The sequence below is a fragment of the Legionella pelazae genome (genome assembly GCF_052527395.1).
This window is the reverse complement of sequence record NZ_JBNVZS010000012.1, coordinates 37,497-58,623: the sequence shown is the minus strand read 5'-3', so window position 1 is coordinate 58,623 and position 21,127 is coordinate 37,497. Positions and strand designations below refer to the sequence as shown.

Here is a 21,127-nt window from a genome sequence, read left to right as displayed (position 1 = left end):
TCTTCACCAATCTTGCTGTAATTTTATTTTTTTAAACCCATGGCTCGTAAGATTGTTCTTGTTAATTCACGAAAAACCTGACGTACAATCTGTCGAAACAAACTGCTTTTACCGAGAGTTGTCATAATAGACGGCGAATCTTTTCCCTGATTATTTTTACTTAATTTGCCAGTTTCTGAGTTTTGCTTAGTAGCTAATATTTCTGCCGCTGAATTTTCAGTCTTCGCTTCATTATAATAGGCGAATAACTCAGATTTAATAATAATAGAATTAGCCTCTTGAACGGTCAAAGGACCCATACGTGATTCAGGCGGACGAATCATACAGTGCACAACTGGCGTTGGTTGGCCACGGTTATCAAGTGCTGTTACTAATGCCTCTCCTGTACCTAGTGAGGTTAATAAATTTTCAATATTATAGTATTCAGAAGGTGGAAAATTCTGCGCTATTAATTTTATTGCTTGTCTATCTTTCGCTGTAAATGCACGTAAAGCATGTTCGATTTTTAAACCGAGCTGACTAAGTATACTGGCAGGAATATCATTAGGTGTTTGCGTACAAAAGATAACACCTACCCCTTTAGAGCGAATTAACTTTACTGTGGTATCTAGCAGCTTTAATAATGTTTGATTAGCTTGGCTAAAAATTAAATGGGCCTCATCAATAAATAGAACTAATTTTGGCTTAATCGGGTCACCTATTTCAGGCAATTTTTGATAGACATCCGTTAAGAGTTTAATCATAAACGTTGAAAATAGCTTGGGATTTTCTTGCATGGTCATTAAACGTAGGATAGAGATAACACCTTCTCTTTCAGCATTAACACGCAGTAAATCCTCTATTTTAAAAGCGGGTTTAGAAAAAAACGCCTCAATACCTTGTGCTTCTAAATTAATAATTTTACGTAAAATAATATTAATTGATGAACTAGCAATGTTGCCAAATTGGGCCTTAAAGTCAGCTTTTCCCTCTTCTGTTTGAATAAAATTTAAAACAGCTTTGAAATCATCTAACGTATTGAGCGGTAAATTGTTTACTTTTGCATATTCAAAAATAACGGTAATAATACTGGCTTGTGTTTCATTAAGTTCTAAAAGACGCGCGAATAGAAGCGCTCCAAAATCAGTTAATGTTGTACGTAGAAAAACGCCTGAAAGCTTCTCACTTAGGGTAAATAATTCAATAGGATAAGCTCTTGGCGTAAAGGGCAGATTTAATAACTGGCTACGACTTTCTAGAAAATCACTCCTTTGGGCAGGCATAGCTAGCCCCGATATATCGCCTTTAATATCCATTACGAAAGAAGGAACACCCGCTCGTGACAATTGCTCACACAACACTTGCATAGTTTTTGTTTTACCTGTGCCTGTTGCACCAGTAATAAGCCCATGACGATTAAAATTTTTAAAAAGTAAATTGACTGAAGCCTCAGGAACAAGCTCATTATTAATTAAAATATTGCCTAAGTTAAAAGAAGAAGTTTGCTCAACTTGATAAGACGCTGTTAAGGCTGATATTGATAGCTTATTCATTTATTATTTTTAAAGCAATTTACATCAAACTATAATATACTTTTTCTGCTTTAAAAGAAGGGAATTCTTACGCTAAAAGCATAAGCTATTCCTTGCTTTATCATCTAAGTCCGACCAAGGTAAATTCTCGTTGGGAATATTTTTTAATTCATTTAATAAAAAGGAACTAAAAGAGTGACGACGATACCCAGACTTAGAGTCATTTAAGAATTCATAAATAATTTCAATAGCGTCAGCACTATTGGCAACTGCCTGCACTTTATCATTTACCTCAAGTGCTCTTTGTTGACCATTTTCGTTATAGGACCATCGACTAAAAAAGCCATTAGAGCGAATATCTTTATCATCATTAAAATACCATTCTTGGTATTTAATAACTGCTCTAATAACAGCTTCTTTTATTGCAGATAATATTGATTCATCAACTAGCGTTTCATCTAGAGGTGCATCTAATTTATGCAACTCTTCTTTAGATTCAGTACCTTGAGATAAATTTATTGCGTATTGAATTTGTTCTTCTTCTGTTAGTGTCTCTATAGCTTCTTCCTGACGAGATAGATCCACAGTTACTGGTAGTTCATGCCTGGCTGAAATATTAGGAAGCGCTTGCTCAGGAAAGGTTCCTTCATAATCAGGATTTGCAAAAACATTTGATTCTAAAGACCACTCATCTATAGGTTCAAATTCTTCCATTTTATCTTCATTGCTTTTATTTACTGGTTGCTCAACCTCTTTGGGCAATATAATAGGTAAGGGATAAATTAATGGTGTAACGGGCAAATGAAAATCTTGTAATAAAGATGCTCTTTCTGCTGAAACAAGATCAAGCAAATAATGAAGCTTGCTTACATATAAGTGTTGTCTAATTTCACTATCTTTATTATTTGGGTTAAGCCCTGTTTCTCTATCAAATGCAGTCTGAGCAGCAATGTATTTAAGCGATTGATAAAGATCACTTGTTTCATCCGTAATAGTTTCTAAAGTGGCTAAATAGCTGGAAGGATTTGCAAATAATTCAGGAGCTAGTACTTCAAAAAGTCTAGAGCCACAGTAATCATAGAAGATTTCTTCTTTCTTATTTAAATCTTTTAGCTTTTTATTTAATCTAGGTAGTTCACTAATTAAACTAACTTGACTAACCAAAGAACGTCGCCGAAAGGCTTTTTGCCAACTTTCTAGTCTCGTTGGCTGCATCTCAGGTGTAGGCGGTAATTCCGAAAGTAAAGGGAGTGGTATAGGCTTAGGAGTAGCAATACCTATAAAAGGATTGTCTTTTAAGCTTCCAGGAGGGATAAGGACAAATTGACTATCAGTCATTAATTTGCTCATCTCAAATTGCCCTTGAGAATAAGAGGATTTATGCCAATTCGCCTTATAGAGTGTCCCTTCATGTAAATAAAAACCGTGATTTGTTGCTGTTAATGAATAATCTTCCATTTCTAGAGAATTAGGCGATACCTTAATCTTTAACTCAGCATTGGTTATCCAATATCCATCATTAACAGTTACCCATTCTGAGTACATGTTGTATTCCGTAGCAATTTCTGCCCGACATGAACCACTTTTTTGAATATTAAGACGCAACCAAAGTTTTTGTTCTTCACACCAAAAAGGACCTAAATACATAGAAAAAGCCTAAATCAACAACTTACGTCTATCATACCATATTTTCTAAAATAATTAAACAAAAAGGCTATTTATAATACAAATTGAGAATCGCTGTATTACTGACAATTAGGACATAAACCATAAATGTTTAAGGCATGATCCGTCATTTTAAATTGGGCTTGCTTAGCAATTAATTGCTGCCGTTGTTCAATGACTTCATCAATAAACTCTTCAACCTTACCACATTTAACACAGACGAGATGATCATGATGTTCGCCTTGAGATAATTCAAAAACCGAATAACCACCTTCAAAATTATGACGAGAGACTAAACCGGCTGCTTCAAATTGAGTTAAGACACGATAGACCGTTGCCAACCCTACATCCTCTCCCATATCTAATAATTTTTTATAAACAGCCTCAGCGCTGAGATGATGATCAGCTGTTTGTTCTAAAATTTGTAGCACTTTTAATCTTGGTATAGTAATTTTTAAACCGGCGTCTTTTAATTGCTGACTTTCTTCCACAAGTACTCCTAAAACAGTTATGATGCTTAAAGCAGGTGTTTTTTCTAAAGATAGCATGATATTATGGCGAAATTTTTAATAGTGGGCAAAAAAATGAGATTTACACCACATATCTTACTGATTGCTTTAGTATTAACATTAACACATTGTATGTCCTATGACTTTACTAGACGTGTCGTTCAACAAGGAAATTTATTACCTCAAGATAAAGTTGAACGCTTACATGTTGGCATGAGTAAAGAAGATGTAGCTATTTTAATGGGAACAAGCCTTTTAAGCCCTACCTTCAATAATGATCGCTGGGACTATGCTTATACTTGGCAACGTGGTAATGGTACAATGGAAGTTCGTAATATTGTATTGTATTTTAAACACAATCGATTAATTCAGATTGAACATAAGCCTTAAATTAAAATATTAATTTTTCTTAGCTCGTAAGCGACGTTTCTCTTTAGGATCAGTAAGTAAGGGGCGATAAATTTCAATCCGATCGCCTGTTCTTAATGGCGTCGTTCGCTCTACACGTTTTGAGAAAATGCCAATAGGTAATTCATCTATTTCTGGGCAAAGAGTAAATATCGCTGACTCTTTAAGTGCATCTTCTACCGTTGCGCCTTCAGGGAGCTTACAATATAAATGCGTAATTACCTGCTCGCTATCAATATAAATGACTTCAACCTCGACCATATAAAGACTCTGCACGCTCACAAAAAGCATCTACCATTTTATCAGTGACTTGCTCAAATACAGACCCTAACAGGAGTGAAAACATTCTACCTGCAAACTCAAACTCTAAATCAAAACAGATTTGGCAGCCTTCTGGTATTTCATCAAACCGCCAAAAACCCTCTAGATGTTTAAAAGGCCCATCAACTAAACGAATTTCAATCATTTTATTGTGTTGTTGGAGATTTCTGGTGGTAAATGATTTGCTTATACCAGCAGCGCTAATGACTAGGGTAGCTTGAATTTCATCTTCATCGCGGTAATTAACCTTACTTTCAGAGCAATAAGGAAGAAATTCGTGATAACGCTCAACATCATTAACTAAATTAAACATTTGTTCGCAAGAAAAAGGAACAGTTCGTAATTTTTTAACACTTGTCATAGCCAGTTAAGCTCCTTTAAATTGCGTCGATAACCAACTGGCGATATCTATAATTTCTGTAGGACAAATGGCATGCTCCATGGGATACTGCCGCCAGGTGATGCTGTTAAAACCATTGCCTATCAGCCAGTCTTTCGTTTGCTTTGACCAATCCGGCAAAACAATTGGATCATACAGCCCTGAGGCTAAAAAAATAGGTGTATTTTTCGCTAAAATAGGTTTAGATTCAAGAGCAAGCGGCAAATAAGAAGATAAAGCAATGACACCAGCTAGAGGAAAATCACAATGAAGAGCAGTATATAAGGCCATTGCCCCACCTTGTGAAAAACCCGCAAGTGCAATTTGCGAAGCTTCATAACCTGCCTTTATTTGTTGCTCAATAACTTCTTTAATACAATTAAAAGAGTGTAAAATACCGGCTCTATCTTCTCTATCGGTTAAATTTAAGCCAACAATATCATACCAAGCGCGCATAGGCATGCCTGCGTTTAAAGTAACGGGTCGAATAGGCGCATCCAAACAAACATGTTGTAAAGCTAATTCAGCAATAGGATACTCTGCGACTAAGCCTGCCATATCTGAACCATCAGCACCGAGGCCATGCATCCAAATGACACAGCCCGTTGTGGATATAGCATCTTTAGAACTAAAATTACTCACTTAAACTCCAAACAATTATTAACACTATCCTTAATTAACTTGAGCCTTTTATCATCAGCTCATTTTATAAGATTGTTGAACTAAACCGGGTAGTTTAAGCGATTTTGCTTATTAAATCATCTATTGAACTTAATTTAATCATTTAATATTAAGAATTAAATTTCCCAATTTTATCTTATTTATGAATAAGTAAGTTAATTTTTACTCAAAATAAACTATCTGGGTACTTCTAATATCAAATAGAATCATTTATAATTAATTTGTATATTTTTTAATCAAAACTTATTTATTAGGATTGTTAAGGACTTATTTTTATGCACCCCGATGTTCAAGCTTTTAAAAACCGTAATATTGATTTACCAGTATTAAAAGGTTTTACTTGGAATGGCAAAGAGCTTAGTGATGATCATTGGGCGCAACTATATGAGCGGGTTAACGCACGCCAGATTAAAAAATTAAGTAATACTCGCCTTATTCAATTTTTAAGTGAAATTCTGGGCACTGACTATGATACTATTAAAACTAGCTTACAAAGGAGACAGGTAGATAGGGCCTGTAAACAGGTTTTAGCCGTAGAAACCGAGCCCACTCATTCTCGCCGGAAAAGGCCATTTGAAAGAGAATATGAACAAGATAAAGAAAATCAAGATCCTCAACAACAACTTATTATAGACGCTAATAGCTTAACGCCTCAAAAGATACAAAAATTAGAAAAACTTAAGGTAAGAGTAACGCCCCTTACAAGTGCTTCTCCAGTAAAAGGTTATGGAAGAGCAGCTACCGTGCTGACGCCTGGCAAATCGGTTGCCTATCAAGTTTATGCGAAAGAAACTAAAGTAAAAAGTATAGCAGACGAAAATTCTGTATACCAATGCAGGCTCTTTAAGAAAGTAACCCCGATGAAAGATAAGTCGGGACGGGGTCGAGAAAAAATAAGCGACTTAAAAGCCAAAGAAGTTAAGGATAAAATACCAGGTTTAGTCTCTAAGCAAATACAACCTCTAGAATATACAGTTACATTAAAAGATATCCAAAAAACCAGCAAAAAAGGAAGACGTTTCGGTCAAAATGGCTTAGCAGGTGCGTCCTGTCGCGAAGTATTTGAAGCTTATGGAGCAGATACCATAATAAAACCTAAAGGAAGTGATTACCATTGGAACCATATTAGAGGTCTTTGTATTGGCGGCCAACATTCTTCAGAACATTTATTTCCAGCGACAGCTGCTTCTAACTATAGTACCTTACTCATTGTTGAAAATTTCATTATTGATAAACTCAGTGAAGAAAGAGAATTTCCAATTGAGCAAATTAATATCAAAGTAACACCTGTTTATAGTAAAGATTCAGAAGTGCTCATACCTGAAGTAATAAATTTTGAATTAACTTGGGAAGAAATTAACAGTGATCTGGAAATCATTTCAAAAAAAGAAATAATTAATCTTAGTGCACGCTCTAATTTAAAATTGAATCAGAATGCACGTGCAGCCATTGATTTTATGAGGAAAGATAAAGGCATAGAAGAAGAATTAACAAATACTTCAAATAAAATCCTATAGCGATCTCTTAGTCTATTTTTTATAATCAAACAACAAGCAAGCTAATTTCCTTATTATTATGAAATTTATATTAACAATATTTGTTTTAATTACTGTCATTAATCTTTCTTCCTGCGGCCAAAAAGGGCCTCTCTATCTTCCCCCTCCTCCTAATCAACAAAAACCTGTATCCTAACTAGCTTTGGCTGAGAATAATATGCCTCTTCACTTTACTAAAATGCATGGCTTAGGTAATGACTTTATTGTTATTGATGCCATCAGACAAAGAGTTGAGCTAAGTCAGTTAAATATACCGTGCTTAGCAGATCGTCATACTGGTATTGGCTTTGATCAGTGCTTAATCATTGAAGCCAGTCAAGATGATAAAATTGATTTTTTCTATCGAATTTTTAATGCAGATGGACAAGAAGTTGGTCAATGCGGTAATGGCGCTCGTTGCTTAGCGCGCTTTGTAAAATATTATGGGTTAACTACAAAAACAAAAATAAACATTGCTACTAAAACAACTTATATGTCTTTACAAATAAACCCCGATGAGACAGTGACTGTTGATTTCGGCCAGCCTCTTTTTGAACCCAGAAGTATTCCTTTGCAGGCCTTAAAGCAAATGCCTCTTTACTTCTTGCCATTAAAGAATGGTAAAAACCATCAGGTGCATGCTTTAAGTGTAGGGAACCCGCATGCTATCACTGTGGTTAATGATTTAACGCATACGCCAGTTAGAGAATTAGGTAGAGAAATTAGTGAGCATCCCTTGTTTCCAGAGCAAACAAATGCAGGGTTTATGAAAATTATAAATGAAAATCGAATAGCTCTGCGTGTCTATGAACGGGGCTGTGGTGAAACACAAGCTTGTGGCAGTGGTGCAGTTGCAGCAGCTATAGTCGCTCAATTATATCATCATTTAACGAGTCCTATTGAAGTCGTTTTGCCGGGAGGGAATTTACTCGTTGCATGGGCAGGTTTATCAGCTCCAGCTTTTTTAACAGGACCCGCAACCTTTGTTTATGAAGGAAAATTATGCGAATAGTAATTCTTGGCGCAGGCCAAGTGGGCGGCACTTTAGCACGTAATCTAGCCCGCGAAGAAAACGATATTACTCTCATTGATTTAGATGAAAATAAGCTGCGTGATTTAGGTCATCGCCTAGATATTCAGACAGTGCATGGCTCGGGCTCTCATCCAAGTGTTCTCATCGAAGCAGGCATAGAGCAAGCAGATATGCTTATTGCCGTAACCAATAGCGATGAAATTAATATGATGGGCTGTCAGATAGCTTATAGTTTATTTCGTACACCAGTGAAAATAGCTCGTATTCGATCTCAGCATTATTACAATTATCCTGAGCTTTTCCATAAAGATCATGTGCCAGTTGATGTCTGTATTAGTCCTGAAAAACTCATCACCGAGCATATTCGAAATCTTATTGACTACCCTGGTGCAACACAGGTTTTTGAGTTTGGAGATGGTTTGTTATTAATGGTAACGATTAAGCTCTTTTCCGACAGTGCGATGACAAATCAAAATCTCTCTTTATTACAACAAAAACTTACTCATGTTGATTTTCGTATTATCACTATTTTTCGTAACAATATTGCCATTAATCCTAGTCTTGAGACAAAATTACAAGCAGATGATTTAATCTTATTTATTGCTCCACCGCAAGACATTCAACATATTATGATTGTTTTGGGTTGTTATGCGCCTCCCAATCGACGTATTATTATTGCTGGTGGTGGCCATATAGGTTCGCAGCTTGCTCAGACACTAGAGACAAGCTACCGTATTAAGGTGATTGATCATAATATCAATCGTACAATAGATTTAGCCTCGCAATTAAATAGAGGAACAGTTTTACAAGGTGATATTGCCGATTGTGATTTATTGATTAATGAAAACATTGAATTTACCGATGTCTTTTGTGCAGTTACTGATGATGATGAAGCTAATATTATGTCTTGTTTACAGGCTAAGCGCTTAGGCGTGCGTCAAGCCATGGCTCTAGTTAATCGTCATGCTTATGTGGAATTAATTAAAGACAGTGCTATTGATCAAGCCATTTCACCGCAACTTATTACAATAGGCTGTATCTTAGCAAAATTGCGAGGCGGCCATATGGTTAAAGTGCATAGACTACAAGACGGGGAAGCAGAAGCAATTGAACTTGTTACCCATGGCGATCACTATACATCACATGTCGTAGGACGAAGACTAGATGAAATTGAGGTGCCACCAAGCTGCGTGATAGCAGCCATTATTCGTGATAATAAGCCCATTTTAGCGTCGCCTGAATTAACAATTGAGCCAGATGATCACGTTATTTTACTTTTACTTAAAAGACGATATATACGTCAACTTGAAACATTATTTCAGGTTACTTTAACCTTCATGAATTAATCTCTAATAAAAAAGCTCTTAATCAAAAAACCTGCCAAAAAATTATTATCTATAATACTAATTATGTATTGATGTAAAAATAGAGATAAATATCATGGCAAGACTTTATGCTTTGATAGATATGAATAGACCATTTATCAAAAATCCCAACCCTGCTTTTTCTACACGAGAAGAATTACTACAGTATTATAAGGCGGATTTGCAAAATGGAAAAATTAACCTATCACAACAGCTCTATGCTGAGTTTGTAGTAGATGATAGAGAAATAGTACTAAAAAATAATAGGTTAAGTGCAACAGGTGTCTTTGATTGCACGTGTCATAAATTATCCACTATATCCTCCAAGTTGGAAAACATACATGCTATAGATCCTATTCAAGCTACTCACCTTATCCATCAACAACAAAAAAAACCTCAAGATAAACCTTCTTCGCAACTGGAGCCACATTCCTCTTTAAGCAGCGAAAATCCAAACGAAATGAAATTTGCTCACTATTTAGGAATAGATTTTAAAAATTGTTCTGATGCGGATAAACAATTTATTATTGACTTTGTAAAACGTTATCCTAAATTCCTTGATGTTGACGAGGATAAAAAATTTAAATTAATTCGCGATCTTTCAGACTTGTCATCTCCTCAATATGTCTCTTTTTTTAAAATCATGGATTCCAATAGAAACTTGGCATCTCGTTTGAGAACAAAGGTTATCGGCGATAACAATGCTCGAGAACAACAACTGCAAGCATTGTCTGTCTATAAAGAGGAGCGACATCAAGATCGTAATCTAAATCAAGGGCGTGATCTATATCAAGATCCTGAACATAATTTTGCAAAATACTTAGGTATTGATCTTGCTATGGCTAATGCAAAGGATAAAGAGTTTGTTAAATCTTTTGTGACACGTTTTCCAAATTTTTTAGCACTTGAGGAGTTTGACAGATATAATTTCTTACTTAGCCATGCAGCAGAAGATGGTGGTCCCTTTATACTACTTTCATTTAGATATCCTGAACAAATTCAAAATCTTATAGAAAAAATAACAGATAAAAATCCTGCTAAATTAGAAAAAATGAAAGAATTAGGACATTATACACGCGAAATTACTGTTCCACTTCCACAATCTGTGCATATAGGATTTTTTAAGCCCCCATCCAATGGAAAGAGCGAGCAAAACGCGGTATTAGATCAACTATTAGATCAACAATTAGATCTAGAATGTCCAATTACTCTTGAAATCCCCGAGGATCCTGTCGTAATCCAAGGCGATAAAATTCCTCCAATATATGAAAGAGAAGCACTAGAAGCACATATAAAAGCAAATGGCCATCATCCAGTTAATTATGAAAGAAAAATCACTTACCAAGATATACAAAATGCACCACAATGGATTAAAGACCAAATTGCGGCACATCAGCAAAACAAAAAAGACTTGGGCCTTGAAAGTGTTTTAGCTAGGCCTAAGAATTAATGTAAGTTGCAAATATTTCTTTCTTTTTTAACTCTATGCGGACGCATTGTCTTTAATAAGCATGGAAAGTAATAGTAAAAATCCAGTACTTTCATTGACGATGAGGTATATAATGAGCCGGATAAAATAATATTTTACGATATTTAGTATTACCATGCAGATTAAAACCATCTTTCGTTTATTAGGTTTACTTTTAATGATGTTTAGCGTCAGTATGCTAACGCCTTTATTGTTCAATCTTATTTTCCATGAGCATTTCTGGTTTCCATTTATTGCGGCTTTTACATGTACCTTTGCTATGGGCGCCTTTTTTACTTTGTTATTTAGACATGAGAATCATGAATTAAAAATCCGCGATGGCTTTTTAATTGTCGTATTATTTTGGTTTGTATTATGTTTCTTTGCCTCACTTCCTTTCGTTTTTGCACTTAATGGTCATCATCTTACAGATGCAGTTTTTGAATCCGTATCAGGCTTTACAACTACAGGCGCAAGCATTATTACCCATCTAGACGGTTTACCCAATGCCCTTTTATTCTATAGACAACAATTACAATTTTTAGGGGGTATGGGTATTGTAGTTTTAGCAGTGGCTATTTTACCCATGTTAGGTGTTGGTGGTATGCAACTTTATAAAGCAGAAACGCCAGGGCCGCTTAAAGACAGTAAACTTACACCTCGAATCGCACAAACTGCAAAAGCATTATGGTTTATTTACGTCCTTTTAACGTTGCTTTGTATGCTATGTTATTGGGCAGCAGGTATGGATTGGTTTGACGCCTTAGGTGAGAGCTTTGCTACTGTTTCTACAGGTGGATTTTCTATGCATGATGCTAGTTTTGCTTATTACCATAATGAAAAAATTGAGTTAATTGCCTGCTTTTTTATGTTATTAGGGGGCACTAATTTTGCACTACACTTTACTGCATTTAGAAAAAAAACATTATCTCATTATTGGCAGGATGAAGAATTTCGCTCTTATCTAGCCTTTCTGTTATTAGCAACATTAATTGTTACCTTAAGTTTAGTGTTGTATGGTTTTTTTAATGCAAGTCATCATACTTTAATTAAGAGCTTATTTAATATTATCTCGCTTGCGACAACAACAGGTTTTCTCTCTGAACCCTTCGGTTATTGGCCCACTTTTGTGCCTCTACTCATTATTTTACTTGCACTCGTTGGTGGCTGTGCTGCTTCTACAAGTGGCGGAATTAAAGTGATCCGGGTCTTACTTTTATTTAAACAAAGCAAGCGAGAAATGGCTCGTCTAGTGCACCCCAATGCTGTTTATACCATTAAATTTGGCAAGCATGCTTTATCAGAATCTGTCTTACAATCGATGTGGGGGTTTATTTCTGTCTTTATCGCCTTATTTTGGACCTTAGTGCTTCTTTTAATGGCCTTCAATAATGACTTTACAACCGCTTTTTCTTCTGTTATCGCGAGCTTAGCCAATGCCGGAGCCGGTATTGGTGCAATTAGCTCTAACTTCGCTGCTTTAAATTTGCCAAGCAAGTGGGTTTTAATTTTTGCTATGTTAGCAGGCCGATTAGAAATATTTTCCTTGCTTATTCTTTTTTCGCGTCATTTTTGGGAAAAATAATTAGCAAAATTTATTGCAAAATAATTTTAATCTCTTCTACGGTTAGGTTATCTCCAAGCTTCATTCCTAGCGCTTATAGCTACTTTAAATGCAATTTTAATTAATCTCAGCAAATGCCTACAAAGTGCATTAATTATAAACACGAGGGTCATTTTACTAGACAAAAACGAATCACAATAGTATAAAACGAGATTTGTTGTTTTAGTTATACAAAATCTGTCTAATTAATGCATTATTGGCAAGGTTGTCAGCTACTAATTATTAACCTAAGACAGCATTTATGGGAGTTAAATGAATGCCAGCACAAGCACACCTCAATTTAATGTCTGATCTTAAAAAAATAACAACAAATAAATCATTTGATCGTTTTTTCAAATACGTAGGAAAAAAAAATTACACTAAAGCTTTATTAATTCTTTGCCAAAAGTGTAAAAACGAGGACAAAACTCGCCTTCAATTAATTGAAACACTGTTAAACTATAAAGATAAAATCGCAATAGATCTTGATAAAACAGATCAAGTTGGTAAGGCTCCTATCCTTTATGCTGTAGAAAATCGCAATAGTATTTTATTTAATCTATTAAAAAATGCTGGAGTAGATATTAATCAAAAGTTAGCCAGTGGCTATACTATACTTGATGCGCATCGTTATAATATTTCACAAAAAATATTAAATAATCTTGAGTTGACTTTCAAGCAGCAACACACTCGAATTGAAAAATTATTTAATAACTTACCTTCAAAAGATAGCTTTCAAAGAGATCGAGATAATGCTCAATATGACTTACAAAGACTAGAATTCATTTTACAAGCTATTAGCCATATCTTCAACTATCACGATATAGCCGCAGGTAAACGCATTCCAGTCACGTTTACTGCGGATGAACTAGAAGCACGTGTTGTTTTCGATCTTACCTTACAACAAGCAAGAACTCATTTAGAAAGAATTTCTCTGACAATCCGTAACTTATCTGTTGAATTTCGCGAAAAATATAAAAAGCTTTTTGGGCCAGCGCCCTTTACCTGGAATACATTTGAGCTATTAGGCGGTTTAGTACGAATTAAAAATGAAAACCGCTATATCTTATTACCTATGCAGGTATCATTAGACAGTCCTCAACAAAGTTATCCTGATGTATTTTTAAGGCTATATGATGAATGCAGAGACTTAGAAGAAATCGTTGAAGATGCTGTTCCATTCATTATTAGTATGGATCTTCCAATTCTACAGAATTTTTTTGAAAAAATATTGATAAATCGAGCGCAATTACAAAATACACCTATACCACCTATACCACCTATCTCATTAGTTGCTATTAAAGCCTTTACAAGTCATGTCGGGGATACTTTAACACTCCTTAATTTACTTAACTTGTTTAATTATACTGAACATGAAGAGTCTAAATTATACGAAAGAAAACAGTTAAATTATGAGAAAGCATTTATAATTAATCCTTCATCAGAAAAGAGCAAACCATATCTGCAACGCTTTGATTTATCTAAAAAATCTGGCCAGCATGCAGCCTTACGCCGTCTACAAGCGATAGGCGAACTATGTACAGGTAAAAAACTTTCCAGAGAGGTCACCGATTTAGATGATACAATTGACTGGGATGCTTTTGTTACCGTACGAGATGGTCTGTGTCACCCTGAAGAAAGAGATAACCAAAATATAATTAATTTGTTACTGGCAGATTTATCACGCTTAGAAAAAATTGTCGATGCTGAATTTAGCGAGTTTTGGCTTAAAATTCCACAGATTCTCAAAACTCGTGAAATGCAAATCGGCAAATATGAGCATGATTCTCAAAAGCGCTGGTCGCAAATTCTACAACTTTATACAGCCAAAACAATTTCTCCAACAAAAAATGAGCCAAAAGAGGTGCAAAAAGTAGTACGACGTGTCTCAGAAGCAAACGAGAAATTGTTTATAGATGCACTTATCGAAAAAACTGCACCCCAAGAAATTATTGAAGAATGCCGTAATATTTTTGCTGGCAAAATTCCTATTCCCAATAAGAAAAGACAAGGCGAAATCTTCCGCTCCTTACCTGCTCGTTCAGAAAATAAAGAACGTTATAAACAACTTACAGCTATTTTCCCTAAAACAGATGCGGTTCAAACCACTGAAGAAGAAAGAAATCGCCAACGACAAGCGCTTATAGAGCAAGCAAAGCAGCGAGAACTACAAAGAGTAAGTAAATTTGTCTATTTTCCCACTTTAAGAGAATTAGCAAAACATTTTGCACAAGAGCCCATAAAGGCGCATCAATTAAGCCCACTGAAACGAGTTGGCTTAGCCATAGAGGCGCTTGAAAATATTGAAGAGTTTCTTCTAGAGGAAGGCTATTTAATTAAAGGGAGTTCCTACAAAACACTTAAAGAGCTGGATCATTATCATATGGCTCGTGGCAATAAAAAATTAGCGCAGCAACTCGAGCTTAATCGTCAACTCAATGATGCTATTGAATATAATGCTGGGCACCTATTACAATATTTAGATCAAATTAAACAATTTCCTGAAGCCAGATTTTGCCGATATTTAAATGAAGACTATGAAGCTATTCGTACTTTACGTAACTACATTGAGCATGGTGATCCACTGCTTGATCCAGTTGGTTATGATGTAGTTTGTTATGAGAAAGGTGAGTTACGTCAGCAGACTATTTTAAAAACGGTTATTGAATTAATTGTTAATTTAAAGCCTGCTCTTCATACTATTAGAGAATTAATGGCCCAAAAAGAATTAATGACTCAAGTAGAGAGAGAATCAAATTCCAAAGCAGAGGAAGATGTAGCAGTTTCCGAAGACAAAGGTGAAACTAGTGCAGTTGCCCTCTACTCAAGCAATACTAATTATACACCACTATTTTTTAATAGAACTGAAGAAGATACGCAAAGTGATACTAATGTTAATATAGCAAAATCAGAGCCTTATCCATAATGAAGTGCAAGCTATCTTTAATTTATGCTAATTAAGTGTTTGCAAGCCACCCTACAAGGATTAGGAGTCTTTTAACTTCCAGCGCTTATGTAGCCATATCCATTGCGCTGGATGGGCTAGAATAATACGTTCTAATGCTTGATTATACCGTAAGGTATTACGATAGATTGCTTCTTGAGTATTAGCGTATTCTTGCCACAAAATGGGCTCATAAAATTCAAGTACGTGTCGTCCATTAGGTAAACGATACCCTGCTGCCGGTACTACCGGCACACCCGTATGGCGAGCGAAGCTTGCTAAGCTACGATAAGTGCCTGCTTTTTTGCCAAAGAATTCTACAGCAATACCATCTCGGTTTTTTAGAGATGCATGCTGATCTAAAACAAAAATGACTGCATGATTTTGCTCTAAAGCATCGCATACTTGTTGAAGAGAGTTTTTCTTTGGAATTACATTTAAGCCTGCTTTGTAATAACGACGAAAGAGGATACGTTCTATCGTTTTATTACCTAAAGTCCGTCTTATAAAATGAAATTGCCCTTGAAATTGCTTAAAATTTAAGATACCTCCAAGCGGAGCAAATTCCCAATTACCAAAATGTCCTGTTAAAACTAGAACACCACGACCTTTAGCAACAATCTCTAACATGCGTTCATGGCCACGTACTTCAACGCGCTCTTTTAAAGTTTCCTCTCGCATAAACCGTAATAAAATTGTTTCTTTAAGAGAAATAACTAAATGAGAATAAAAAGCTTTGGTTAAATGTTTTTTTTGTGATTCATTTAATTGATCGCCAAAAACTTGGTTAATATTACTTAGAATTACGGAACGACGATAAGGCAGAAAATTATAGATTAGGCGCCCGATTAATGTAACGGGTAAGTTAGCAATTTTTTCAGCCCAATTATCCATTCGCTTTAATAACCAGACAAGCATTCATACTCGCAAAACCGCGATTAATCATAACAGCGATCGGGCTTTGGCCTTGCAAGCAGCGGTGCTCCTTGCTTATGTTTAAACTGCTACAATTGACTGCCGGTTCGGAAAAATTAGCAATACCCGGTATACAGCGATTTTTTAACGAATAGGTAGTTAAAACAGCATCAATCAAGCCTGAAGCACATAAAGTATGCCCCATAGCCCATTTGAAAGCAGTAACAGGAATATTGTATTCACTAAACACTGACTCAATTGCTTGCGCTTCTGTATCGTCTGATTTTTTATTCCCATTACCATGAGCTACAATCAAATCAATCTCTGTTGGGGTAATATTTAAGGATTCTAAAGTTTTGCAGAGTAAATCAGCTAAAGGTCTACCTTTACTCTCTAGAGAAAATAAACCTGCTCCCTCTGTTGTAGCCATACCGCCTAAGACCTCAGCATAACAAAATGCATCTCGTGCTTGTACACTTGCTTGGCTTTCTAGGACAATAGCTGCAGCGCCTTCGGCTAGCAAAGTTCCATCATGATCTTTATCAAAAGGTTTTAAATGCTTCTTACTAATAACACCTAGTTTGTCATAATAAAATAGTGCTTGTGGTTCAATTCCCATATCATAAGCAACAACAATAGCTCGTTCTGCTTGCCCACTTTTAATAGCATGAAAAGCTTCAAGAATAGCTTGCGTTCCACCAACTGCATGATTAGTTATATTATGGTTAGGACCTTTAAAATTATAAGTGATACCCGTATAAGCTAAAACATTATTAGGTAAAATACGCAGTAACCACATAGGGTGTACTTCATTAAATAAATGTTTAGCAAATTCAAGCATATTCCCATTTGTTTTAGCTAAAAGCGGCAGAAAATCATATTGTTGAAAATATTTGTTTCCAGGTGAGCCAACATAAACGGCTGTATTCTCATTAAAAATGTCTTTATTAGGTAAATTTTTTCTATACGTTAAGAATTGACTATCTTCAACAGCTTTAACTGCTGCATGAATTCCCATAACATCTTGACGCGAAATAACTTTAATTAACTTTCGATCAGGTAACAGTCGAGCGGGATTAAAATTTTTTAATTCACCCCCTATTGAGCTAGGCCAAGAAGAAATATCCCAGTAGCTAATCTGGCCTAGTCCACTTTGCCCTGCTACTACTGCATCCCATGTCGATTCAGCAGTAGCACCGCAAGCAGTTAAAGCACCTAAACCTGTAATAAAAACACGATTGTTACATTCATTGCTCATTTAAGTCATCCTCTTAATTCAGGGTGCTTAAACAGCAAACAGCTATTTGAGCCGCCAAACCCAAATGAATTAGATAATACAACACCTAATGATTTCTCGCGAGGCCCATCAGTAACATAATCTAGATCACACTCAGGATCAGGCGTTGTTAAATTGCGAGTAGGTAGAACTTGTTGATGTTCAATAGATAGTACAGCTAAGACTGCCTCCAGCGCGCCAGCTGCAGCAATTAAATGGCCCGTTTGGCTTTTAGTTGAGCTTACAGGTAACCTATACGCATGATCACCAAAAACAGCTTTAATAGCATTTGTTTCACTTAAATCATTCATTTTAGTAGAGGTACCATGAGCATTAATATAATCTACTTCATCTGCGTCTATTCCTGCATCATATAAGGCCCGTTCAATGGCTTGAATTGCCCCATCACCATTGGGATGAGAATCTGTAATACGATAAGAGCTTAATGAATTGCCTTCACCAGCTAGCTCAGCGTATATTTTTGCACCTCGAGCCTTTGCTTTTCCCCATTCTTCTAGAATTAAAAAAGCAGCGCCCTCTCCTAGAACAAAACCATTACGAGTTTTATCAAAAGGCCGGCTTGCTGAATCAGGTGTACTATTATAAGTAGATAAAGCACCTAATAAACAAAAGCTAGAAAGACCTAATGGATTAATCATTGAATCAAAGCCACCAGCTAATACAAAGTCTGCTTCACCACGTTTAATCACCTGCATTGCAAGCCCTAAAGCTTGTCCGCCAGATGCACAGGCTGTATGTACTGATGCAGCATAGCCACGAATATTAAACTGCTGGATAAGTAACGATAAACCTGAATTTGAAGTTGTCTTACCAAAATCAGTTAATTGATAAAAATCGTCCGCTTTCTGTTGTAATAACTTCCAGTCTACTACACCATCTAAGGCACACGTTTGTTGAAATCGATGTAAATAATTAAATTCAGCAGTCATCATTCCACTACCAGTTACCACTCCCCAACGTTCGGCGTCAACCAGGTTAGGTTTAATACCAGCATCAAGAAAGGCTTGCTCTGCTGCTTCAAGTGCAAAACGTGTGAAATGCATGGCAAAACGATTATATTTGTTTTTTTGGTATGTAGGTTGGAAAGGCTTGACCTCTGCGGCAATATAGGTAGGAAAAGCTGATGCGTCAAATTGCTGTATTGGTGCAATACCTGATTGGCCTGCTAATAAATTTTGCCATGTAGAATCGATATTATGCCCTAAAGGTGAAACGACACCTAAACCAGTTACTGCAACCCTTCGTTTATTCATTTAAATACCCTTTGCAGTCATAACCACATCTAAAATACATACTCTCTTACTTTCAACTTCACTACGAAATCTTAAGATCAATTGCTGCTCACTCTGCTGCACAAAAGATACATAACAATACAATATATTGCCCGGATAGACAAATTCACTCATTTTGATCTTACGTAACTCTGAAACCTGATAACAATCTATTAACTTGGCTTTTTGTAAAAATAACTGCGCTAAATGTAACTTACATTCTAATAAGATCGTCATAGGTAAAACGGGTTTATTAGGAAAATGATCGGGAAAATAAGGAGCGCTGCGGCTAATCCGTTTGACAGCCGTCATCGATTCACCAGGTTTACAGTGAATAATTTTATCAAAAGACATTTGAAAAGGGCTTAGCGTTTCTGAATTAGCAGCAATGGCTTCACCGTCTGGAGTAAATAATTCTTGATAGAGAGACCAATCACCTGGACGATAAATTTCATTAAACTGGCGGCGAATTTCTTCCTGGCTAATAAAATTTTCCATAGGTAATAAGGGCCCTAAGGCACCATTTACCTTAAAAACGACTTCATTACCAATACGCGCTATACTATGGTATTGAACAGCCTGTTCATCTAAGGAATCAATAACTGATTCTAATAGAAGTGTCTCACCAACATAAGCCTGCCGATACAAATGAGCAGAGGCAACAATTCCTGCTACAGGACGTTTGGTGAAATTATTAGTATACATAACATTCCATGCAGCAAGCTGACCTAATGTTTCACCAATTAAAGAAGGGGCAAAATAATATTGCCCCTCTTCATTCTTATAAATATAGCTATCATCATGCGTGATATGCTTAACGCCCCGTATCAAGCTGCCTGGAACGAGCTCTAAGATTTGATCAACAAATAGAAAGCGCATTAGACAACAGTTTCACAAGACTTATTAGTATTTACAGCGTTAATTACAAGCTTACAAAACGTCTCTACTGTAAAAAGCATCGGAATTTCATTTACCCTTAAATTTGGTTTAAAGTAAGCTTCCGGGACTTCACTCAAGTAATTTCTTAATGCTTGCATCCCTTGTTCAGTTAACACACCACCTTTTTCAAATTCATCTTCAGCAAGTGTGCCACGAGCATTCTTTTCCAATTGTCCGCGAGGAATTTTAATACCAAATTCTTTTTCTAATTGAAAAACCAAATCAAGAAAATCAATCGATTCAGCACCTAAATCGGTAATGAGCCGACTATCAAGTTTTATTTCATCTTCATCAATAACAAGAACATCAGCGATAATTTCCCTTACCTTTGGGTAAACGCTTTCTACATTCATTTTATATCCTCAAAATTCTGCTAAATGGTAAATTTAACGAGTATATCACAAAGTTTTAATGCCGAGCTATGCGTTATATAGAAGGATTATTTGCTATTTTTAACCTTCTGCATGAATGATTAAAGCAACTAACCTACTTGGCTATAGCCGGCATCAACAACTAAGGTATGCGCATTGATCATTTGAGCCTCAGGTAGACATAAAAGGTAGATAGCATTAGCCACATCTTCTGGCGTTAAAGGCCGAGAAGCCAATGAGCGGGATTGTGATTCATCAAGTAATTGCTCACGATTGGGAAAATATTTCAGTGCATCAGTATCGACTACGCCAGCAGAAACGGTATTAACACGAATATCAAATGGTGCTAACTCAAGACTAAGCGAACGAACTAACGCCTCTAATGCTGCTTTCGAGGCACCGATGAAGGCATAATTAGGAATAGCCCGATGCGCGCCTAAACTAGACAGAGCAATAACAGCGCTGCCCTTAGGCATTAAATCTTTTGCTTCTTGTACTAAATGATTTAAAGCCAGGGCATTTGTTTCTAGGCACCAACGCCAATGCTTTGTCGACATTTTTAAGGCCGATTTAAGCACGCCACTTGCAGCATTACTAATTAAAAAATGAAGTTCATTGAATGTCTTGCGAAACGCTACAAACATATCTTTAACTGACTGATGATCAGCCACATCTGCCTGTAAGGCTATTGCCTTGCAGCCAAGCTCTTGGATTTCAACTACTAATTGTTGTGCTTCATCTGAGCTACTATAGTAAACAATGGCAATATCGCTACCTGCTTTAGCTAACTTTATTGCAGTAGCACGGCCTATACCCCGAGCACCGCCTGTAATTAATGCCACCTTATTATTAAAAACAAGACTCATATTATCGCCCAAAATTTAAATAGAGAACCAAAACTATCGTCAATATT

The 21,127-nt window shown here is 36.1% G+C and carries 20 protein-coding genes; 8 read left to right on the top strand and 12 right to left on the bottom strand.

What is annotated here, in order from left to right:
* Nucleotides 1–23: 23 nt before the first annotated feature.
* From ACQUW5_RS11990 to fur, 3 genes are all read right to left on the bottom strand, one after another.
* Complete coding sequence (locus ACQUW5_RS11990; protein ID WP_444991486.1) at nt 24–1,532, bottom strand: helicase HerA-like domain-containing protein; 1,509 nt, start codon at nt 1,530–1,532, stop codon at nt 24–26.
* A gap of 72 nt (nt 1,533–1,604) precedes the next feature.
* Nucleotides 1,605–3,158 carry a hypothetical protein gene (locus tag ACQUW5_RS11985; RefSeq protein WP_444991485.1) on the bottom strand — a complete coding sequence of 518 codons (1,554 nt, stop codon included), beginning with the start codon at nt 3,156–3,158 and terminating at the stop codon, nt 1,605–1,607.
* A gap of 98 nt (nt 3,159–3,256) precedes the next feature.
* A complete protein-coding gene (gene fur / locus ACQUW5_RS11980) occupies nt 3,257–3,667 on the bottom strand; it encodes a ferric iron uptake transcriptional regulator (RefSeq protein WP_444991484.1) in 411 nt (136 codons plus the stop codon).
* Nucleotides 3,668–3,730: 63 nt separating this feature from the next.
* Here fur and ACQUW5_RS11975 point away from each other — a divergent pair, with 63 nt between their 5' ends.
* Entirely contained in the window at nt 3,731–4,075 is a 345-nt protein-coding gene (locus ACQUW5_RS11975; protein WP_444991483.1) for an outer membrane protein assembly factor BamE, read from the top strand.
* Between the two features lie 9 nt (nt 4,076–4,084).
* On the opposite strand, the gene ACQUW5_RS11970 is transcribed toward ACQUW5_RS11975, so the two are convergent.
* Genes ACQUW5_RS11970 through ACQUW5_RS11960 form a run of 3 tightly spaced genes read right to left on the bottom strand, consistent with a single transcriptional unit; the run spans nt 4,085 to nt 5,435 of the window.
* Nucleotides 4,085–4,354 (bottom strand): RnfH family protein, encoded by a 270-nt coding sequence (locus tag ACQUW5_RS11970; RefSeq protein ID WP_444991481.1) that lies wholly within the window; start codon nt 4,352–4,354, stop codon nt 4,085–4,087.
* A complete protein-coding gene (locus tag ACQUW5_RS11965) occupies nt 4,341–4,775 on the bottom strand; it encodes a type II toxin-antitoxin system RatA family toxin (RefSeq protein WP_444991480.1) in 435 nt (144 codons plus the stop codon). Before ACQUW5_RS11965 ends, ACQUW5_RS11970 begins: the two co-directional genes overlap by 14 nt.
* A gap of 6 nt (nt 4,776–4,781) precedes the next feature.
* A complete protein-coding gene (locus ACQUW5_RS11960) occupies nt 4,782–5,435 on the bottom strand; it encodes an alpha/beta hydrolase (protein ID WP_444991479.1) in 654 nt (217 codons plus the stop codon).
* A gap of 314 nt (nt 5,436–5,749) precedes the next feature.
* Here ACQUW5_RS11960 and ACQUW5_RS11955 point away from each other — a divergent pair, with 314 nt between their 5' ends.
* From ACQUW5_RS11955 to ACQUW5_RS11925, 7 genes are all read left to right on the top strand, one after another.
* Nucleotides 5,750–6,991: a hypothetical protein gene (locus ACQUW5_RS11955; RefSeq protein ID WP_444991478.1), complete on the top strand. Its 1,242-nt coding sequence runs from the start codon at nt 5,750–5,752 to the stop codon at nt 6,989–6,991.
* Between the two features lie 58 nt (nt 6,992–7,049).
* Complete coding sequence (lptM, locus tag ACQUW5_RS11950; protein ID WP_444991477.1) at nt 7,050–7,166, top strand: LPS translocon maturation chaperone LptM; 117 nt, start codon at nt 7,050–7,052, stop codon at nt 7,164–7,166.
* A gap of 21 nt (nt 7,167–7,187) precedes the next feature.
* A complete protein-coding gene (gene dapF, locus ACQUW5_RS11945) occupies nt 7,188–8,021 on the top strand; it encodes a diaminopimelate epimerase (protein WP_444991476.1) in 834 nt (277 codons plus the stop codon).
* Nucleotides 8,012–9,388: a Trk system potassium transporter TrkA gene (gene trkA / locus ACQUW5_RS11940; protein ID WP_444991475.1), complete on the top strand. Its 1,377-nt coding sequence runs from the start codon at nt 8,012–8,014 to the stop codon at nt 9,386–9,388. Before dapF ends, trkA begins: the two co-directional genes overlap by 10 nt.
* 94 nt (nt 9,389–9,482) lie before the next feature.
* On the top strand, nt 9,483–10,856 hold the full coding sequence (locus ACQUW5_RS11935; RefSeq protein ID WP_444991474.1) for an RING finger protein: 1,374 nt from the start codon (nt 9,483–9,485) through the stop codon (nt 10,854–10,856).
* Between the two features lie 154 nt (nt 10,857–11,010).
* Nucleotides 11,011–12,459, top strand: a complete 1,449-nt coding sequence (locus ACQUW5_RS11930; RefSeq protein WP_444991473.1) for a TrkH family potassium uptake protein — start codon at nt 11,011–11,013, stop codon at nt 12,457–12,459.
* Nucleotides 12,460–12,754: 295 nt separating this feature from the next.
* Nucleotides 12,755–15,403, top strand: coding sequence for a hypothetical protein (locus ACQUW5_RS11925; RefSeq protein ID WP_444991472.1), 2,649 nt, complete (start codon nt 12,755–12,757; stop codon nt 15,401–15,403).
* Nucleotides 15,404–15,463: 60 nt separating this feature from the next.
* Here the strand turns inward: ACQUW5_RS11925 and ACQUW5_RS11920 are convergent, their stop codons facing one another.
* The 6 genes from ACQUW5_RS11920 to fabL all read right to left on the bottom strand — a co-directional run bounded on the left by ACQUW5_RS11920 (nt 15,464) and on the right by fabL (nt 21,080).
* The gene (locus ACQUW5_RS11920) at nt 15,464–16,339 is read right to left on the bottom strand and encodes a lysophospholipid acyltransferase family protein (protein WP_444991471.1); all 876 of its coding nucleotides are present in this window, start codon (nt 16,337–16,339) and stop codon (nt 15,464–15,466) included.
* Nucleotides 16,308–17,594 (bottom strand): beta-ketoacyl-[acyl-carrier-protein] synthase family protein, encoded by a 1,287-nt coding sequence (locus tag ACQUW5_RS11915; protein WP_444991470.1) that lies wholly within the window; start codon nt 17,592–17,594, stop codon nt 16,308–16,310. The genes ACQUW5_RS11920 and ACQUW5_RS11915 overlap by 32 nt, the downstream gene beginning before the upstream one ends.
* A 5-nt stretch (nt 17,595–17,599) precedes the next feature.
* A complete protein-coding gene (locus ACQUW5_RS11910; protein WP_444991469.1) occupies nt 17,600–18,886 on the bottom strand; it encodes a beta-ketoacyl-[acyl-carrier-protein] synthase family protein in 1,287 nt (428 codons plus the stop codon).
* Nucleotides 18,887–19,783: an ApeI family dehydratase gene (locus ACQUW5_RS11905; RefSeq protein ID WP_444991468.1), complete on the bottom strand. Its 897-nt coding sequence runs from the start codon at nt 19,781–19,783 to the stop codon at nt 18,887–18,889. It abuts the gene before it with no gap.
* On the bottom strand, nt 19,783–20,196 hold the full coding sequence (locus ACQUW5_RS11900) for an acyl carrier protein (protein ID WP_444991467.1): 414 nt from the start codon (nt 20,194–20,196) through the stop codon (nt 19,783–19,785). The genes ACQUW5_RS11905 and ACQUW5_RS11900 overlap by 1 nt, the downstream gene beginning before the upstream one ends.
* A 128-nt stretch (nt 20,197–20,324) precedes the next feature.
* A complete protein-coding gene (gene fabL, locus ACQUW5_RS11895) occupies nt 20,325–21,080 on the bottom strand; it encodes an enoyl-[acyl-carrier-protein] reductase FabL (protein WP_444991466.1) in 756 nt (251 codons plus the stop codon).
* Nucleotides 21,081–21,127: the final 47 nt, after the last annotated feature.

Coding starts and splice junctions, on each gene's coding strand:
- ACQUW5_RS11975 (WP_444991483.1), top strand. CDS start 3,731: ATGGCGAAATTTTTAATAGTGGGCAAAAAAATGAGATTTACACCACAT.
- ACQUW5_RS11915 (WP_444991470.1), bottom strand. CDS start 17,594: ATGAGCAATGAATGTAACAATCGTGTTTTTATTACAGGTTTAGGTGCT.
- ACQUW5_RS11905 (WP_444991468.1), bottom strand. CDS start 19,783: ATGCGCTTTCTATTTGTTGATCAAATCTTAGAGCTCGTTCCAGGCAGC.
- ACQUW5_RS11985 (WP_444991485.1), bottom strand. CDS start 3,158: ATGTATTTAGGTCCTTTTTGGTGTGAAGAACAAAAACTTTGGTTGCGT.
- fabL (WP_444991466.1), bottom strand. CDS start 21,080: ATGAGTCTTGTTTTTAATAATAAGGTGGCATTAATTACAGGCGGTGCT.
- lptM (WP_444991477.1), top strand. CDS start 7,050: ATGAAATTTATATTAACAATATTTGTTTTAATTACTGTCATTAATCTT.
- ACQUW5_RS11990 (WP_444991486.1), bottom strand. CDS start 1,532: ATGAATAAGCTATCAATATCAGCCTTAACAGCGTCTTATCAAGTTGAG.
- ACQUW5_RS11925 (WP_444991472.1), top strand. CDS start 12,755: ATGCCAGCACAAGCACACCTCAATTTAATGTCTGATCTTAAAAAAATA.
- ACQUW5_RS11900 (WP_444991467.1), bottom strand. CDS start 20,196: ATGAATGTAGAAAGCGTTTACCCAAAGGTAAGGGAAATTATCGCTGAT.
- dapF (WP_444991476.1), top strand. CDS start 7,188: ATGCCTCTTCACTTTACTAAAATGCATGGCTTAGGTAATGACTTTATT.
- ACQUW5_RS11910 (WP_444991469.1), bottom strand. CDS start 18,886: ATGAATAAACGAAGGGTTGCAGTAACTGGTTTAGGTGTCGTTTCACCT.
- ACQUW5_RS11970 (WP_444991481.1), bottom strand. CDS start 4,354: ATGGTCGAGGTTGAAGTCATTTATATTGATAGCGAGCAGGTAATTACG.
- ACQUW5_RS11930 (WP_444991473.1), top strand. CDS start 11,011: ATGCAGATTAAAACCATCTTTCGTTTATTAGGTTTACTTTTAATGATG.
- ACQUW5_RS11935 (WP_444991474.1), top strand. CDS start 9,483: ATGGCAAGACTTTATGCTTTGATAGATATGAATAGACCATTTATCAAA.
- trkA (WP_444991475.1), top strand. CDS start 8,012: ATGCGAATAGTAATTCTTGGCGCAGGCCAAGTGGGCGGCACTTTAGCA.
- ACQUW5_RS11955 (WP_444991478.1), top strand. CDS start 5,750: ATGCACCCCGATGTTCAAGCTTTTAAAAACCGTAATATTGATTTACCA.
- ACQUW5_RS11920 (WP_444991471.1), bottom strand. CDS start 16,339: ATGCTTGTCTGGTTATTAAAGCGAATGGATAATTGGGCTGAAAAAATT.
- ACQUW5_RS11965 (WP_444991480.1), bottom strand. CDS start 4,775: ATGACAAGTGTTAAAAAATTACGAACTGTTCCTTTTTCTTGCGAACAA.